12 protein-coding genes are annotated in these 16,665 nt (G+C 69.5%); 7 read left to right on the plus strand and 5 right to left on the minus strand.

All coding sequences use genetic code 11. The annotated features are described in order from the left end of the window. Positions 1-72: 72 nt before the first annotated feature. On the minus strand, positions 73-1,224 hold the full coding sequence (locus tag EV190_RS02875) for a hypothetical protein (protein WP_341770506.1): 1,152 nt from the start codon (positions 1,222-1,224) through the stop codon (positions 73-75). Positions 1,225-1,640: 416 nt separating this feature from the next. Here EV190_RS02875 and EV190_RS02880 point away from each other — a divergent pair, with 416 nt between their 5' ends. Further along, positions 1,641-2,177: a gamma carbonic anhydrase family protein gene (locus tag EV190_RS02880; RefSeq protein ID WP_133739805.1), complete on the plus strand. Its 537-nt coding sequence runs from the start codon at positions 1,641-1,643 to the stop codon at positions 2,175-2,177. A gap of 463 nt (positions 2,178-2,640) precedes the next feature. Beyond that, positions 2,641-2,862 (plus strand): hypothetical protein, encoded by a 222-nt coding sequence (locus tag EV190_RS02885; RefSeq protein WP_133739806.1) that lies wholly within the window; start codon positions 2,641-2,643, stop codon positions 2,860-2,862. Between the two features lie 85 nt (positions 2,863-2,947). Here the strand turns inward: EV190_RS02885 and EV190_RS02890 are convergent, their stop codons facing one another. Then, positions 2,948-3,577: a class I SAM-dependent methyltransferase gene (locus tag EV190_RS02890; RefSeq protein WP_133739807.1), complete on the minus strand. Its 630-nt coding sequence runs from the start codon at positions 3,575-3,577 to the stop codon at positions 2,948-2,950. A gap of 216 nt (positions 3,578-3,793) precedes the next feature. After that, positions 3,794-5,941 carry a (Fe-S)-binding protein gene (locus tag EV190_RS02895; protein ID WP_133739808.1) on the minus strand — a complete coding sequence of 716 codons (2,148 nt, stop codon included), beginning with the start codon at positions 5,939-5,941 and terminating at the stop codon, positions 3,794-3,796. Between the two features lie 487 nt (positions 5,942-6,428). Between EV190_RS02895 and dnaK the strand changes: the two genes are divergently transcribed. From dnaK to clpB, 5 genes are all read left to right on the plus strand, one after another. Further along, positions 6,429-8,276 (plus strand): molecular chaperone DnaK, encoded by a 1,848-nt coding sequence (dnaK, locus tag EV190_RS02900; RefSeq protein WP_133739809.1) that lies wholly within the window; start codon positions 6,429-6,431, stop codon positions 8,274-8,276. Between the two features lie 31 nt (positions 8,277-8,307). Beyond that, positions 8,308-8,991, plus strand: coding sequence for a nucleotide exchange factor GrpE (gene grpE, locus EV190_RS02905; protein WP_133739810.1), 684 nt, complete (start codon positions 8,308-8,310; stop codon positions 8,989-8,991). A gap of 87 nt (positions 8,992-9,078) precedes the next feature. After that, complete coding sequence (dnaJ, locus tag EV190_RS02910; RefSeq protein WP_133739811.1) at positions 9,079-10,245, plus strand: molecular chaperone DnaJ; 1,167 nt, start codon at positions 9,079-9,081, stop codon at positions 10,243-10,245. A gap of 4 nt (positions 10,246-10,249) precedes the next feature. After that, a complete protein-coding gene (locus tag EV190_RS02915) occupies positions 10,250-10,675 on the plus strand; it encodes a heat shock protein transcriptional repressor HspR (protein ID WP_133739812.1) in 426 nt (141 codons plus the stop codon). Positions 10,676-10,777: 102 nt separating this feature from the next. Then, positions 10,778-13,372 carry an ATP-dependent chaperone ClpB gene (gene clpB, locus EV190_RS02920; protein WP_133739813.1) on the plus strand — a complete coding sequence of 865 codons (2,595 nt, stop codon included), beginning with the start codon at positions 10,778-10,780 and terminating at the stop codon, positions 13,370-13,372. 337 nt (positions 13,373-13,709) lie between these two features. Here the strand turns inward: clpB and EV190_RS02925 are convergent, their stop codons facing one another. Both EV190_RS02925 and EV190_RS02930 read right to left on the minus strand, forming a co-directional pair. Further along, positions 13,710-14,996, minus strand: a complete 1,287-nt coding sequence (locus EV190_RS02925) for a glycosyltransferase (RefSeq protein WP_133739814.1) — start codon at positions 14,994-14,996, stop codon at positions 13,710-13,712. Positions 14,997-15,188: 192 nt separating this feature from the next. Further along, complete coding sequence (locus EV190_RS02930) at positions 15,189-16,478, minus strand: glycosyltransferase (RefSeq protein ID WP_133739815.1); 1,290 nt, start codon at positions 16,476-16,478, stop codon at positions 15,189-15,191. Between the last annotated feature and the right edge of the window lie 187 nt (positions 16,479-16,665).

The raw sequence follows: 16,665 nt of genomic DNA on the forward strand, positions 1-16,665 counted from the left end.
CGCCCCTCGGGGAACGGGAAGAGGGCGGGACCCCGGCGGCCCCGCCCTCGACACCGGACTCTCGTCGCGCCGTTACGGCTTGATGACGCGTACGCCCTCGTCGGCCTCACCGGTGTCCCCGGGCTTCTTCGGGGCCTCCGTGCCGGGGTGGCGGTAGATGCCGGTGAGCCCCGGGTCACCGGCGGGCGGCACCGGGGCGGTGGGCTCCTCCGGGGAGGGACCCGCGTAACGGAAGCCCTGGGGGGTCTGGGGCGCCTGGGGGGACTGCGGACGCGGCGGGTGCTGGCGGACCGGCTGGGAGGCCGGCGCCGGACGCGGCGCCCGACTGTCGGGCTCCATCCGGACCGTGGCCTCGTCGTCGGCCGGGGTGATGCGTACCGTGGCCTCGTCGTCGGCCGGGGTGATCCGGACGGTGGCCTCGTCGTCGACCGGAGCGGCGGGCTTCGCCGCGGGGGCGGGCCTGGCCTGCTCCACGGGGCGCGCCGCCGACTGGGCGGGGCGGGACGGCTGAGCGGGCTTGGCGGCCTCCGCGGGCTTGGCCTCGGCGGCCGGCTCGGCGGCCTCGGTCCTGGCGGACGCGGCGGGCTTGGCCTTCTCGGACCTGCCCTCGAAGTCGGACCGCTTGAGCCCCTCGTCCAGGACTCCGGCCTTGACCTCCGCCTGCAGCAGGTCGGCGAGGGTGTCGCGCATGTCGTTGAGTCGGCGGACGGCCTCGCCGTGCGTCGCGGTGAGCGTCTTCAGGCGCCGGTCGGCGGTCTCGTGGATCTTGTTCGCGCGGTCCTCGGCCTCGCTCAGCTTGCGCTCGGACTCCTTGTTGACCTGGTCGCGCAGCTGCTCGGCCTCCTGCTTCGCGGAGGCCAGGAGGTCCTTGGCCTCGTCGCGGGCGCTGCCCACGATCCGCTCGGACTGCTCCTGCGCGCTCTTGACCTTGGCCTTGGCCTCTTCCTGGGCCTTGCTGCGGATCTCGTCGACCTCTTTGTCGACCTTGGTCCGCTTGTCCGCGGCCTCTTCGTCGGCGATGCGCAGGATGTTGGCCAGGCGCTCGCTGATCTGCTCGTGCTCCGGCTTGACCGCGGCCTTGGCCTTGGCCTCCGCGAGCTCGCGACGCAGCTGCTCGAGCTCGTCGTGGGCGCGTGCCAACCGCTCCTGCAGGTCGCGGAGCTGGTTGTGGTTTCGGACGACGAAGTCGTCAACCTGACGCTTGTCGTATCCGCCCTTCCGCACGGTGGGAAAGGCGTCTTCTCGAAGCAGATTCGGCAGTATCTCTGTGCTGTGCTCGTTCATGTCCTAATCAACCAGGTCGACAGCGGGTGGGAGGGGATGCGCGTTTCTCTCTACCTATCATTCCCATAACGCCCGAAACGCGCGCGCATCGCGGGGATTCCAATTTTTTAACCCCGGGAGGCGATCAGCGGAGGGGAACGCTTTGCTCACGGAACGTGATTTCACGGCCTCCGCCAGCGCGTTCACAGTATTGGGGTGTCCCGCCCGACCTCAATGGCTCCGGCGGGCGGTGTGCGCCCGCCCCGTCACACCGGGCCGGATACTCCCCTACTAAGGTATGTGCGATCAGACTCGCGCGTGGATGGTATCGGTCATCCCGTTGCCCGCGCGTGGCCCGTCCCAGAAGGAGGACCCGCATGTCCGCTCCCGGCCCGCGGATCGGCTCGGCCCCCTTCGGCGAGCCGGTGGTCCACCCCGACGCCTGGATCGCGCCGGGCGCCGTGGTGGTGGGCCGCGTCCGGATCGGCGCCGGGAGCAGCGTCTGGTACGGCTCCGTGCTGCGCGCCGACACCGAGGACATCGTCGTGGGCGACCTCTGCAACCTCCAGGACCTGTGCTGCCTGCACTCGGATCCGGGGGAGCCCGCGGTCCTGGGCGACCGGGTCAGCCTCGGGCACAAGGCGACGGTGCACGGCGCGGTCGTCGAGGAGGGCGCGCTCATCGGCATCGGCGCGATCGTGCTGGGCGGGGCCCGGGTCGAGGCCGGCGCCCTCGTGGCGGCGGGCTCACTGGTGCCTCCGCGCAAGACGGTCCCCGCGGGGACCCTGTGGGCCGGGGTCCCCGGCCGGGTGGTGCGCGAACTCACCGACACCGACCGCGAGGGCTTCGCGCGCACCCCCGAGAAGTACGCGGGCTACGCCGAGCGGCACCGCGAGGTCGAGTGGCGGCGGTGATTTCGCGGGGGCGCGTTCTCCTTCCGGCCCCCCTCTCGGAATGTAGGGAAACTACGCGGGACGAACAGTAAACCGGCAAAAAACAACAGACGTCGCATTCGGCGATCTTCGGGATTCCGCAAAAGAAACACCCCTTTGCCCGCCCCTTCGGCACGACCGTGCCCAAACGCCGTACCAGCAGGTCGCGAGCACAGCACGGGTTTTCCTATTTCCGCACCACAAAACAGGGGTTCGGGACTGCCGATTCGGTTGCCCTGGTCCGCATGGTCGCCGAAATGCCGTGAATCCATGGCATTGAAGAACTAGATCGGCGGGTGGCTCGAAAATGGTCCCTATGGGTCATGCCCTCACCCCTACTGCCGCGTAGCCTTGGGAACGACACTGACGGTGGCCCTCCCCTCGGCTCCTCCGAATCGGTAGGGCTTCCCCTGCGCGGGGTTGTTCGGGATTGGAGGTGGTACGGGTGGACACCGGCCTCGACACACGCCTCCACGACGACGTGGCACTGGCCGAGATCGACCTCTACACCGACGTCCTGATCGCGGCTGGAGAGGCCGACGCGCCGCTCACCCTGGAGGAGCTCGACCAGGTCCTCGGCCTGCTTCCCCCCTCCCCCGAGCCGGCTCCCCCGCCCCGGGCCCCCCACCGCGAGAAAGCGCCCGTTCCGTGGCGTTTTCCCCGCTGATCTTGACCTTTTCGGGGTCTCAACCGCCTCCGAGACCCCGAGAAGGTCAAGATCAGCGGGAGAAGCGGACACCGCGCGCCCTGCTCTAGCGGAGGCGGGCCAGCAGGTGGGCGTCGAGGAAGCCCCGCTCCGAGGCCGGGTCGTGGAACAGCCGGGCGAACGTGGCGAACCCGGCCCCGGCCAGCAGCGCGGCGAACCGGTCCGCCGGCCAGCTGTAGGCGGGCGCCACCTTGTGGTCGAAGCGGACCGGCTCGGGCCCGTCGGTCGCGAAGAACGAGACCAGGAGCAGGCCGCCCGGCGCCAGGACCCGCGCCTGCTCGGCGAGCAGCGCGGGCAGTTCCCCGGGAGGGGTGTGGATCATCGAGTAGTGGGCCAGCACGCCGCCGAGCGCGCCGTCCCCGACCGGCAGGGCCTCCATCCGCGCCTCGTCGAACCGCAGCGCCGGATGGGCCCGCCGGGCGTGGTCGACCATGGCCGGGGAGAGGTCGAGCCCGAAGGCGTCCAGCCCCAGGTCGCGCAGCATGGCCGTCAGATGTCCGGGCCCGCAGCCGACGTCGGCCGCCCGCCGGTTCCCCGTCCCGCGCACCAGCTCGGCGAAGGTGCCGATCATATTCCGCGAGAAAGGCTGCGTCTCCAGCCGACCAGCGAACATCGACGCGTACAGCTCGACGATCCCGTCGTAGGCCGCCCTGGTCCCGTCCTGGTGCTCCACCACGGGAGGGAGGCTAGCATCCGCGCGTGGTCGCGGCTTCTCCACCCCGTGCCGCCCCCGCCCCTCAGGGGCCGCCTGTCCGGCCGCACGATCACGGGACAGGCCCTGGGACGGGTCCGCGGGCGTCCGCCGAACGGTCCTCCCCGGCCGCCGGCGACGACGTCCGGCGGTGGCCCGGACGCCCGCGGGCGTCCGGGCCACCGCCGCGGCGGGTGACGGTCAGACCGTCTCCCTGGCCTCCGGCCGGTCGCTCCTGGCCGAGAGGAGCAGGAGCTGGGCCACGTCCATGACCTCCAGCTCCTCCTTCGCCTCGTTCTTGGCCTTCTTCTCGTTGACCGCGTCGCTGACCATGACCTGGCAGAACGGGCAGCCCGTCGCGATCATGTCGGGCCTGGTGGTCAGCGCCTCCTCCACGCGCTCGGTGTTGATGCGCTTGCCGATGCGCTCCTCCATCCACATGCGCGCACCACCCGCGCCGCAGCAGAAGCTCCGCTCCCGGTTGCGCGGCATCTCGGTGTTGGTGACGCCGGGGACCCCGTCGATGAGCTCGCGCGGCGGCTCGTAGACCTTGTTGTGGCGGCCCAGGAAGCACGGGTCGTGGTAGGTGATGTTCTTGTCGATCCGCTCGACCGGGGCGAGCCTGTTCTCCTTGACGAGTTCGGCGAGCAGCTTGGTGTGGTGCACCACGTCGTAGTCGCCGCCGAGATCCGGGTACTCGTTGCCGAGCGTGTTGAAGCAGTGCGGGCAGGTGGTGACGATCTTGGTCGCGCCCACCCCGTTGAGCGTCTCGATGTTCTGCTGGGCAAGCATCTGGTAGACGAACTCCATGCCCAGTCGGCGCGCGGAGTCACCGGTGCACATCTCCATCGAGCCCAGCACCGCGAACTTCACTCCCGCGATGTGCAGCAGCTCCGCGACGGCCTTCGTGGTCTTCTTCGCACGGTCCTCCAGCGCGCCGGAGCAGCCCACCCAGAACAGGTACTCGGTCCCCTCGGGCAGCTTGTCCTCGACGACGGGGACCTCGAAGTCGACCTCGGAGATCCAGTCCATGCGCTTGTCTTCGCTCATGCCCCACGGGTTGCCCTTGTTCTCAAGGTTCTTGAGCAGGGTGTTGGCCTCGGAGGGGAAGCTCGACTCGATCATGACCTGGTAGCGGCGCATGTCGATGATGTGGTCGACGTGCTCGATGTCCACCGGGCACTGCTCGACGCACGCGCCGCAGTTGGTGCAGGACCACAGCACGTCGGGGTGGATGACGCCGTTCTCCTCCTCGGTGCCCACCAGGGGGCGGCTCAGCAGGGCGAGCACGTCGGTGCCGGCGTGGCTCTCGTCGCTCTCCTCGTCGAGCCCCTGCATCAGGTACGGGGCCTTGGCGTAGGCGTGGTCCCGCAGGTCCATGACCAGCTTCTTCGGGGAGAGCGGCTTGCCCGTGTTCCAGGCGGGGCACTGGGACTGGCAGCGGCCGCACTCGGTGCAGGTCGTGAAGTCCAGCAGGCCCTTCCAGGTGAAGTCCTCGACCTTGCCGACGCCGAAGGGGTCCTCGTCGGGGTCGGCCTCCTCGAAGTCCAGGGGCTTCCCGTCCTTGTTCAGCATCTGCTTGGCCGGGCCGAGCGCGACGCTGCCGTCGGCGTTGCGCTTGAAGTAGATGTTGAAGAAGGCGGTGAAGCGGTGCCAGCCGATGCCCATGGTCAGGAGCTTGCCGATGACCGCGAAGAACAGGAAGGACAGGACCAGCTTGACCGTGGCCACGACGGAGAGCCCGAGCTCCGACGGCGGCAGCACCGCGCCCAGGGCGTGGGACAGCGGAGTGGCCCAGACCGGGTAGACGAAGTCGTCCATGGCCACGCGGAACCCGCGGATCAGGAAGATGCACAGGTAGATGCCGAGGATGTACGCCTCGACGTAGTACGCCTGCCAGTGCGTGGAGTTCTCGAAGCGGGACTTGCGCCCCAGCCGCCGCGCCCCCTTGACCTGGCGGTAGACCGCCAGGCCGATGATGGCGATCATACCGAGGCCCGCGATGAGCTCCATCGCCAGGCCGTAGACCGTCCAGTGGCCGATGACCGGCAGTTCGTAGTGCGGGTTCCACACCTCGGCGAACGCCTCGACGATGGTGAAGAACAGCGCGCCGAAGGACACCATGACGAACCAGTGCGCGACGCCGATCCAGCGCCACTTGAGCATGCGCGTGTGACCGAGCGTCTCGATCAGCATGTTCGTCAGGCGCCTGGTGAACGGCCCGCTGCGGTCCGAAACCGGTTGGCCGAGGCGCACCGTTCGCACGATATGGCGGATGCCAAACGCGAACATCACGGTCCCGACCACGGCGAAGGCGATCGTAAAGATCCCCAGAATGACGTGGATCATCGTCCGCGGCCTCCCATCCTGCTGGTTCGTATCTCCCGATGCGCCACACATCGGAGCTCGAAATTATGTTACTAGCGGGTAATAACACTTGGGGACGCGCCCTGCGGACAGGCGCATACCGAAGAGTATGCAGACTCCTACGTTAGTGATCGGCGCTCCCCGCGGGCCACACCGGGCCGCCCCGCCGCGCCCCGCACCTGGGTGTCCTCGGTCACCCCGGCCCGTTCCGGCCCCGCGGGACGGGCGGGCTCCGCCCGCCCCCATCGGGGTCCTCCCCCAGGAGGGGGTCAAGGCTTCCCCTGACTTGCCCCCCGGTTCCGTGGATTCGCGGTGAGAGTCGCCGGCCACCGGGAACATTCCGCACGTCTCCCACGTTGGCCCCTCATGTGAACATCCTTGAGCCTCCCCGACTCAAGTGATTTGACACGACGGCAGCCACGAAGCAATATTGCGCTTGTAAGACTCAACTTTCACGGAGGATGCACTCATGGCACGTGCGGTCGGCATCGACCTGGGTACGACGAACTCGGTCGTCTCGGTCCTGGAGGGCGGCGAGCCCACGGTCATCGCCAACGCCGAAGGCGCCCGGACGACCCCGTCCGTCGTCGCCTTCGCGAAGAACGGTGAGGTACTCGTCGGCGAGGTGGCCAAGCGGCAGGCGGTCACCAACGTCGACCGGACCCTCCGCTCGGTCAAGCGCCACATGGGCACCGACTGGAAGACCGAGATCGACGGCAAGACCTTCAACCCGCAGCAGATCAGCTCCTTCGTGCTGCAGAAGCTGAAGCGCGACGCCGAGGCCTACCTCGGCGAAGAGGTCACCGACGCCGTCATCACGGTTCCGGCCTACTTCAGCGACTCCGAGCGCCAGGCCACCAAGGACGCGGGCAAGATCGCGGGCCTCAACGTCCTGCGCATCATCAACGAGCCCACCTCCGCCGCGCTCGCCTACCACCTGGAGAAGGAGGAGGAGGCCACCATCCTGGTCTTCGACCTCGGCGGCGGTACCTTCGACGTCTCCCTGCTGGACGTCGGCGACGGCGTGGTCGAGGTCAAGGCCACCCACGGCGACAACCACCTCGGTGGCGACGACTGGGACCAGGCGGTCGTGAACTGGCTGGTCGAGCGGTTCAAGAACAGCAACGGCGTGGACCTGGCCAAGGACAAGATGGCGCTCCAGCGTCTGCGCGAGGCCGCCGAGAAGGCCAAGATCGAGCTGTCCAGCTCCAGCGAGACCTCGATCAACCTGCCCTACATCACGGCCTCGGCCGAGGGCCCGCTGCACCTGGACGAGAAGCTCTCGCGCGCGGAGTTCCAGCGCCTGACCTCCGACCTCCTCGAGCGCACCAAGGCCCCGTTCCAGCAGGTCATCCGGGACGCGGGGATCGACGTCAGCAAGATCGACCACGTGGTCCTGGTCGGCGGCTCGACCCGCATGCCGGCCGTCGTGGACCTGGTCAAGGAGCTGACCGGCGGCAAGGAGCCCAACAAGGGCGTCAACCCCGACGAGGTCGTCGCGATCGGCGCGGCCCTCCAGGCGGGCGTGCTCAAGGGCGACGTCAAGGACGTGCTCCTGCTCGACGTGACCCCGCTGTCGCTGGGCATCGAGACCAAGGGCGGCGTGTTCACCAAGCTCATCGAGCGCAACACCGCCATCCCGACCAAGCGCTCGGAGATCTTCACGACCGCCGACGACAACCAGCCCTCGGTGCAGATCCAGGTCTACCAGGGCGAGCGCGAGATCGCCCAGTACAACAAGAAGCTGGGCGTCTTCGACCTGACCGGCCTGCCCCCGGCTCCGCGCGGCGTCCCGCAGATCGAGGTCACCTTCGACATCGACGCCAACGGCATCGTGAACGTCACCGCGAAGGACCTCGGCACCGGCAAGGAGCAGTCGGTGACCATCTCCGGCGGGTCCGCCCTGCCGAAGGAGGACATCGACCAGATGGTCCGCGACGCCGAGCAGTACGCCGAGGAGGACCGCAAGCGCCGCGAGGAGGCCGAGGTCCGCAACAACGCCGAGTCGCTGGTCTACCAGACCGAGAAGGTCATCGCCGACAACGAGGACAAGATCCCGGCCGACGTCAAGACCGAGACCCAGGACGCCGTCGGTGAGCTGAAGAAGGCCCTGGAGGGCTCCGACATCGAGGCCATCCGCTCCGCGAGCGAGAAGGTCGCGCTGTCCAGCCAGAAGATCGGCTCCGCGATCTACAGCCAGAGCCAGCAGGGCACCGAATCGGCGGCCCCGGGCGCCGATCAGGCCGCCGCCGAGGACAACGACGTCGTGGACGCCGAGATCGTCGACGAGGAGCCCAAGCGCGAAGGCAACGCCTGAGCCGGGAGCCTGGATTAGGAGGCGTAGCTAAATGGCGCTGCCGGAGAACGAGAACGGCAACGAAGAGCAGGGCCCGGTGATCCGCGACAAGCGGCGCATCGATCCCGACACCGGCGAGCTGCGTTCCCCGGAGGGGGCCCAGGAGCCCTCTGCGGACTCCGAGGAGGAGTCGGCGGAACCCGCGGCGGAGGTCGGGGCCCCCGCCGCGGACGACGCGGAACTCGACTCGCTGCGGACCGAGGTCACCGAGCGCACCAACGACCTCAAGCGGTTGCAGGCCGAGTACGTCAACTACCGCAAGCGGGTCGAGCGCGACCGGGCGGCCGTACGGGAGCAGGCCCTGTCCCAGGTTCTGGGCGAGCTGCTGCCGGTCCTGGACGACATCGGCCGGGCGCGCGCGCACGACGAGCTGACCGGCGGTTTCAAGTCGGTGGGCGAGTCGCTGGAGGCGCTGGTCGCCAAGCTGGGGCTGAAGAAGTACGCGGAACAGGGCGACGAGTTCGACCCGAACGTGCACGAGGCCCTGACCATGGTGCCCTCGCCCGAGGTGAGCGTTCCGACCATCATGGAGGTGTTCCAGCCGGGGTACCTCATCGGCGAGCGGGTGATCCGCCCGGCCCGCGTGGTCGTGGCCGGTCCCTCCGCCGAGGAGGCGGGGGCCTCCGCCGAGGAGGCCGCCGAGCCCGTCGGGGACGAGTCCGACGGATCGCAGTAGCGGGACGGCGCGCCCCGGGGCGGGATCCCCGGGGCGCGCCCACCATCCACCACCACCTGAGCACGGAGCGGGAGAAGGCAAGCGTCGATGAGCACCAAGGACTACCTGGAGAAGGACTACTACAAGGTCCTCGGAGTCTCAAAGACGGCCACCGCGGACGAGGTCAAGGCGTCCTACCGCAAGCTCGCGCGCCGGTACCACCCTGACGCGAACAAGGGCGACTCCGCGGCCGAGGACAGGTTCAAGGAGATCTCCGAGGCGTACAGCGTCCTTTCGGACGAGAAGCGCCGCAAGGAGTACGACGACGCCCGGTCGCTGTTCGGCGGCTCGTACCGGCCCGGCGGTGGCGGCGGCGTCGGCGACTTCAACCTGGGCGACCTGTTCGGCCAGGGCGCCCCGGGCGGGGCCGGTGGAGGCGGTGGCGGCGGCGAACGGCTGACCGACCTGTTCGGCGGGCTGTTCGGCGGTCGCGGCCGGACCGCCACCCAGTCCCGGCGCGGTGCCGACCTGGAGACCGAGACCAAGCTGACCTTCGCCGAGGCGGCTAACGGGGCCACCCGGTCCTTCAACCTGACCACCGAGGTCTCCTGCCCCACCTGCCGGGGCAGCGGGGCCAAGCCCGGGACGACGCCGCGGGTGTGCTCCAAGTGCTCGGGCACCGGGCACGAGAACAAGAACCTGGGCGGCTTCTCGCTGTCCGAGCCGTGCAGCCTGTGCAAGGGGCGCGGCTTCCTCGTCGACGACCCGTGCACGACCTGCAAAGGCTCCGGCAACACCAAGAGCACCCGCACCGTGCAGGCCCGCATCCCGGCGGGGGTGTCCGACGGGCAGAAGATCCGCATCAAGGGCAAGGGCGAGCCGGGCGAGCGCGGCGGGCCCGCCGGAGACCTCTTCGTGGTGGTGAAAGTGCAGCCGCATCCCGTGTTCGGCAGGTCCGCCGACAACCTGACCATCACCGTCCCGGTGACCTTCCCCGAGGCCGTCCTCGGCGCGGATGTGCGCGTCCCGACGATGAACGGCTTCCCGGTCACCGTGAAGATCCCTCCGGGCACCCCGAGCGGGCGCACCCTCCGGGTCCGGGGCAAGGGCGCCACCCGGCGCGACGGCACGGTCGGCGACCTGCTGGTCACCGTCGAGGTCGCGGTGCCGCAGAACCTCAACGGCCCGGCCAAGGAGGCCCTGGAGCAGTTCCGCGCCGCGACGGCCGACCAGGACCCGCGCGCCGACCTAGAGGCGCGGGCGAAGGGGGCGTAGAACCATGACCACTTCCGCGTTCGGTGACGACACCCCGGTCTACGTCATCTCCGTGGCCGCGGAGCTTTCCGGACTGCACCCGCAGACGCTGCGGCAGTACGACCGGCTCGGGCTGGTGAGCCCGGGCCGGGCGTCGGGACGCGGTCGGCGCTACTCGATGCGCGACATCCAGATGCTGCGCGAGGTGCAGCGGCTCTCCCAGGAGGACGGCATCAACCTCGCCGGGATCAAGCGCATCCTGGAACTCCAGCGCGAGGTGGCCGAGCTTCGCGAGCACATGTTCCACCTGCACAACGAATTGAACGCGGCGCGGGCCGCGGTGGCCCGGCGGGCGGGCGGGCAGCCGTCCGCCGGTGGCGAGCTGCTGCCGGTCCGGCGCACCCGCGTCACGATCTTCGACCACACGCCCCGCCCTCCCGAGAAGCAGTAGCGTTCCGGGCCCGACCGGGCCCCTCCCGGGGTGGCGGACCCGGTCGGCGGTGCGCGGGGTCCAGGGACACCACACGTTTTCGGGGAAGGAGCGGCGAGAGTCGTGGAGTACAAGTTCACCAAGAAGAGCCAGGAGGCGTTGTCGACCGCCATCCGGCGGGCGACCACGGACGGCAGCCCGCAGGTGGAGCCCGTCCACCTGCTCGCCGCGCTGCTCGGCCAGAGCGAGGGGATCATCCGCCCCCTGCTCAAGGAGGTCGGCGTCGACCCCGGCCGGTTCGACGCCGACGTCGAGAAGGCCGTCGCCGCGCTGCCCCGGGCGGCGGGTTCGACGGTCAGCGCCCCCGCCAGCTCCCGGCAGCTCATCGTCTCGCTGAACACCGCGGCGCAGCGCGCCAAGCAGCTGGAGGACGATTTCGTCTCCACCGAGCACCTGCTGGTCGGCCTCGCCGCCGACGGCGGGTCGGCCGCCGCCCTGCTCAGGGAGGCGGGCGCCACGCCCGAGGCGCTGCTGGAGGCGTTCGAGCGGGTGCGCGGAGGCGCCAAGGTCACCTCGGAGAACCCCGAGGACACCTACCAGGCGCTGGAGAAGTACGGCGTGGACCTCACCGAGCGGGCCCGCGACGGCCAGCTCGACCCGGTGATCGGCCGGGACGCCGAGATCCGCCGGGTCGTCCAGGTGCTGTCCCGGCGCACCAAGAACAACCCCGTGCTCATCGGCGAGCCGGGCGTGGGCAAGACCGCGGTCGTGGAGGGCCTGGCCCAGCGCATCGTCGCCGGGGACGTGCCCGAGTCCCTGCGCGGCAAGCGGCTCATCTCCCTGGACCTGTCCGCGATGGTGGCGGGCGCCAAGTACCGGGGCGAGTTCGAGGAGCGGCTCAAGGCCGTCCTGAACGAGATCAGGCAGAGCGACGGCCAGGTCGTCACGTTCATCGACGAGCTGCACACCATGGTCGGCGCGGGCGCCGCCGAGGGCGCGATGGACGCCGGGAACATGCTCAAGCCGATGCTGGCCCGAGGCGAGCTCCGGATGGTCGGCGCGACGACGCTGGACGAGTACCGCGAGCGGATCGAGAAGGACCCGGCGCTGGAGCGGCGCTTCCAGCAGGTGCTGGTGGGCGAGCCCTCCGCGGCGGACACGATCGCGATCCTGCGCGGCCTGAAGGGCCGGTACGAGGCGCACCACAAGGTGCAGATCGCCGACTCCGCGCTGGTCGCGGCGGCCACGTTGTCCGACCGGTACATCACCGCGCGGTTCCTGCCCGACAAGGCCATCGACCTGATCGACGAGGCGGCGTCGCGGTTGCGCATGGAGATCGACTCCCGTCCGGTGGAGATCGACGAGCTCCAGCGCGCCGTGGACCGGCTCAAGATGGAGGAGCTGGCGCTGGAGAAGGAGTCCGACGCCCCCTCCAAGCACCGCCTGGAGCGGTTGCGCGCGGACCTGGCGGACAGGCAGGAGCAGCTCAACGCGCTGGTCGCCCGCTGGGAGCAGGAGAAGGCCGGGCTGAACCGGGTCGGCGAGCTCAAGGAGCGGCTGGACGGGTTGCGCGGCCAGGCCGAGCGCGCCCAGCGCGACGGCGACTTCGAGGCGGCGTCCCGGCTGATGTACGGGGAGATCCCGCAGCTGGAGCGCCAACTGGAGGAGGCCGCGTCCGAAGAGGGCGAGGCCGAGCGCGAGCAGGCCACCATGGTCAAGGACGAGGTCGGCGCGGACGACGTGGCCGACGTCGTGTCCTCGTGGACCGGCATCCCGGTCGGACGGCTGCTGGAGGGCGAGACCGCCAAGCTGCTGCGCATGGAGGACGAGCTCGGCAGGAGGCTGATCGGCCAGTCCAAGGCGGTGACCGCGGTCTCGGACGCGGTGCGCCGCGCCCGCGCCGGGATCTCCGACCCGGACCGGCCCACCGGCTCCTTCCTGTTCCTGGGCCCCACGGGTGTGGGGAAGACGGAGCTGGCCAAGGCGCTGGCGGAGTTCCTGTTCGACGACGAGCGCGCGATCGTGCGCGTCGACATGAGCGAGTACTCCGAGAAGCACTCGGTGTCCCGCCTGGTCGGAGCGCCTCCCGGGTACGTCGGCTACGAGGAGGGCGGCCAGCTCACCGAGGCGGTGCGGCGCCGGCCGTACACCGTGGTGCTGCTGGACGAGGTGGAGAAGGCGCACATCGAGGTCTTCGACACCCTGCTCCAGGTGCTCGACGACGGGCGCCTCACCGACGGCCAGGGCCGGCACGTGGACTTCAGGAACACCATCCTGGTCCTCACCTCCAACCTCGGCTCGCAGTTCCTGGTCGATCCCGCCATCGGGGAGGCCGAGCGCCACGACAAGGTGATGCAGGTGGTGCGCAACACGTTCAAGCCGGAGTTCCTGAACCGGCTGGACGACGTGATCGTGTTCGACTCGCTGTCCACCGACGAGCTGACCAGGATCGTGGACCTGCAGGTGGACCGACTCGCCAGGCGGCTGGCCGACCGCCGCCTGAACCTGGACGTCACTCCGGCCGCCCGCGAGTGGCTCGCCCTGACCGGCTACGACCCGGTCTACGGCGCCCGTCCGCTGCGCCGCCTGGTCCAGGCCGCCATCGGCGACCCGCTGGCCCGCGCCCTGCTCGCGGGCGACCTCGTCGAGGGCGACACCGTCAGGGTCGACCTGGACGAGTCCAAGGACGCCCTGAGCGTGGGCCCGGCGGAGGACTGACCGATACGTGCCGGCTCCTGGCGTCGGCGAGGCCGGGACCGCGGCCGGTCCACGCCGGCGCCGGGAGCTCCGATCACCGCAGAACCGCGCAGGGGTCCACCACTCGGTCCCGCCTGCCGTTCCGCGTTCGGCGTCGCCCGGGACCGCCGCGCCCCCGGCAGCGGTACGGCTCGGTCGCCGCGGAGATGTGCCTGTCGATGTGGGGGGCAGACGACCTCACCGGTGACACGACGTAGTGGGCGCCGCTGGAGAAGGGCACCCGCACGGAAATGCCCCGATGCAATTGCATCGGGGCTTTGCGCTGCGAGGCGGTCCTCCCCTGGCGGAAGGCGGGGTCTCAGCGGGCGGCGGACTCGATCAGGTCGGCCGCGCGCGTGACGCCCTCGCGGCTGCGGATCTCCTCCCCGATCTCGGTGAGGTTGCGGCGCAGACTCGCGTTGCCCAGGAGGCTCTCCATCGCGGTGCGCAGCTCCTCGGGCGTGAAGCGGTACGTGTCCAGCCGCTCCCCGAGGCCGATCTCGTGGACGCGCTGGGCGTTGTCGTACTGGTCCCAGAACAGCGGCAGCACCACCATCGGCTTTCCGAAGTGCAGGGACTCGGTGACCGTGTTGTTGCCGCCGTGCGTGATGACCAGGTCCACCAGCGGAAGGATCGTGGTCTGTGGCAGGAACTCCGCTCCCCACATGTTGCCGGGGAGCTCGATCTCGTCGTGCCGCGGGCCCTTGGAGACGATGTAGCGGTGCGGGGTGTCGGCCAGGACGCCGATGACCTCGCGCATCAGCTCCACGTCGGCCGAACCGAGCGAGCCCAGGCTGAAGTAGACCAGCGAGCCGCCGCCCGAGGCGATGTGGTCGGGGACCCGGGCCTCCGCGTCGACGCGCCGGACCGAGGAGTCCAGCCGGTGCCACTTCTCGCCGAGCGGGCGGCGGTCCACGTAGTCGGCGACCTCCGGGAAGAGGTAGAGGTTCACGTCGGCCTCGGGCATGAACTCCATGTGGGGGAGCGCGGGGGCGCCCTGGGCCTGGACGTACTCGTCGAACCGGGCCCAGAGTTCGCCGTGGGTGCGCTCGTACTCGGCCCGGAACGCCGCGGCCGCCTCGTGGTCCCCGCTGGACAGCCCCGAGAACGCGGGCGGCACGGCCTTTCCGGGGACCTCCAGCGGGTTGCAGGAGACGATGCGCACGAACGGCACGCCCGCGGTGGCCAGCGCGGGGAACAGCACCACGTTGTCCTCGACGACGACGTCCGGGCGGACCTCGTCGATGATCCGTTTGAGCTGCGGTTCGGCGTACTCGACCCCCGCGATCAGCTCCTCGAGGATCGGCCTGGTCACCGTCTCCAGCTGCTCGGTGGTGGACTTGCGGAACTCGGGGGAGATCTGCGTGATGTAGTCCTTCCAGAACTGCCCGGCGTCCTGCTCGCCGCCGTCCTCCGACGGCGGCGTGAGGTCGACCAGAGCCTCCTCGAAGCCCAGCGGGGCCAGCCGCCCCTTCCAGGAGGACTCCGCGGCGAACACCACCCGGTGCCCCCGCTTCAGCAGGATGTCACCGATACCGATGCAGTTGTTCGTCGGACCGTACGCGCTTTCGGGCAGGAACAGCACCGTCAGTTTCTGATCGGCCATCAGTCAGGGCACCACCTGTCGGGAAAGGGGCGGAAAAACCGCTTCACGCCTATTTATAGAACACCTTGTTACGTGATTATCAGCTTTGAATCATGATCGAAAGAGGGCATCAGCCCACAATTCCATACCTCCGGGCGGCTGAAACACTTGAATCAGTCGCCGACCAGCGGCTTTGTCGATTTCTGTCATCGCCTACCGCCGGCCCACCCGCTCGATCTCGTCCGCCGCGAGGTCGAGTCCGTTCCGGTTCCGGATCTCCGCGCCGATCTCGTGCAGGTGCTGGCGCAGCCAGGCGTTGCCGAGCAACCGCTCCATGGCCTCGTGCAGTTCCCGAAAGGAGACCCGGTAGGTGTCCAGGCGTTCGCCGAATCCGAGTTCCTGGACGCGCTGGGCGTTGTCGTACTGGTCCCAGAACAGCGGCAGCACCAGCATCGGCTTGCCGAAGTGGAACGACTCGGTGACCGTGTTGTTGCCGCCGTGCGTGATGACCAGGTCCACCAGCGGAAGGATCGTGGTCTGGGGCAGGAACTCCCCGCCCCACATGTTGTCCGGCAGCCGGAGCTCCCGGTGCCGCGGCCCCATCGAGACGATGTAGCGGTGCGCGGTGTGCTCCAGCATGTCGATGAGCCGCTGCATCAGCTCCACGTCGGCCGAGCCGAGGGAGCCCAGGCTGAAGTACACCAGCGAGCCCTCTCCCCGCGCGATCTTCGCCGGGATCTCGAACGGCTCGTCGGTGCGCCGCACCGAGGACTCCAGCCGGACCCAGTTGGGGTTCATCTCCCGGCGGTCCACGTAGTCGGCGATCTCGGGGTAGAGGTAGAGGTTCACGTCGGCCTCGGGCAGGAAGCGCAGGTAGGGCAGCGGTCCGGCGCCCTGGGCCTGCACCCACTCGTTGAAGCCGGCCCACAGGTCGCGGTGGGTGCGCTCGAACTCGGCGCGGAAGCCCGCCCAATGGCTGCGGTCGTTGGACGGGAACCCCGAGAAGATCGGCGGGACGTCCGTCCCGGGGACCTCCAGCGGGTTGCACGAGGCGATGCGCACGAACGGCACGCCCGCGGTGGCCAGCGCGGGGAACAGCACCACGTTGTCCTCGACGACGACGTCCGGGCGGACCTCGTCGATGATCCGTTTGAGCTGCGGTTCGGCGTACTCGGCACCCTCGACCAGGGTCGCGAAGATGTCCGAGATGACCGTGGTCAGCTGCTCGGACGTGGACCGTTGGAACTCCGGTTTGATGGCGGCGACGTAGTCCTTCCAGAACTGCCCCGGCTCCTCGGGTTCGCCGCCCTCCCCCGGCGGCTCCAGGCGCACCAGCCTCTCCTCGAAGCCGTGCACGGCCAGCCGCCCCTTCCAGGAGGACTCCGCGGCGAACACCACCCGGTGCCCCCTGCCGCGCAGCACGTCGCCGATGCCAATGCAGTTGTTCGTCGGACCGTAGGCGCTCTCAGGGAAGAACAGCACCGTCAGCCTCTGCCCGTCCATGAACGGCCTCCGCACCGCTATTCACGCAGAAATCAGTCGATGCGTCGATTCAAGTGGCTTTCGGAACATTACGTCAACACGGGCTAATGATTACATAACCGTACTAAGTACTCATTTCCCCGTTAAAACCGCGAATCATGGCATTTCGCCGAGGACGGGCCTTCTCCCCGGCCGGGCCCTGATCACC

This window comes from Actinorugispora endophytica (assembly GCF_004363075.1).
In the GTDB taxonomy this organism is placed as follows: Bacteria; Actinomycetota; Actinomycetes; order Streptosporangiales; family Streptosporangiaceae; genus Actinorugispora; species Actinorugispora endophytica.

Bases quoted from the DNA above. Each gene is read 5' to 3' on its own strand.
- EV190_RS02880 (WP_133739805.1), top strand. From the start codon at position 1,641: ATGTCCGCTCCCGGCCCGCGGATCGGCTCGGCCCCCTTCGGCGAGCCG.
- EV190_RS02895 (WP_133739808.1), bottom strand. From the start codon at position 5,941: ATGATCCACGTCATTCTGGGGATCTTTACGATCGCCTTCGCCGTGGTC.
- dnaK (WP_133739809.1), top strand. From the start codon at position 6,429: ATGGCACGTGCGGTCGGCATCGACCTGGGTACGACGAACTCGGTCGTC.
- grpE (WP_133739810.1), top strand. From the start codon at position 8,308: ATGGCGCTGCCGGAGAACGAGAACGGCAACGAAGAGCAGGGCCCGGTG.
- dnaJ (WP_133739811.1), top strand. From the start codon at position 9,079: ATGAGCACCAAGGACTACCTGGAGAAGGACTACTACAAGGTCCTCGGA.
- EV190_RS02915 (WP_133739812.1), top strand. From the start codon at position 10,250: ATGACCACTTCCGCGTTCGGTGACGACACCCCGGTCTACGTCATCTCC.
- EV190_RS02925 (WP_133739814.1), bottom strand. From the start codon at position 14,996: ATGGCCGATCAGAAACTGACGGTGCTGTTCCTGCCCGAAAGCGCGTAC.
- EV190_RS02930 (WP_133739815.1), bottom strand. From the start codon at position 16,478: ATGGACGGGCAGAGGCTGACGGTGCTGTTCTTCCCTGAGAGCGCCTAC.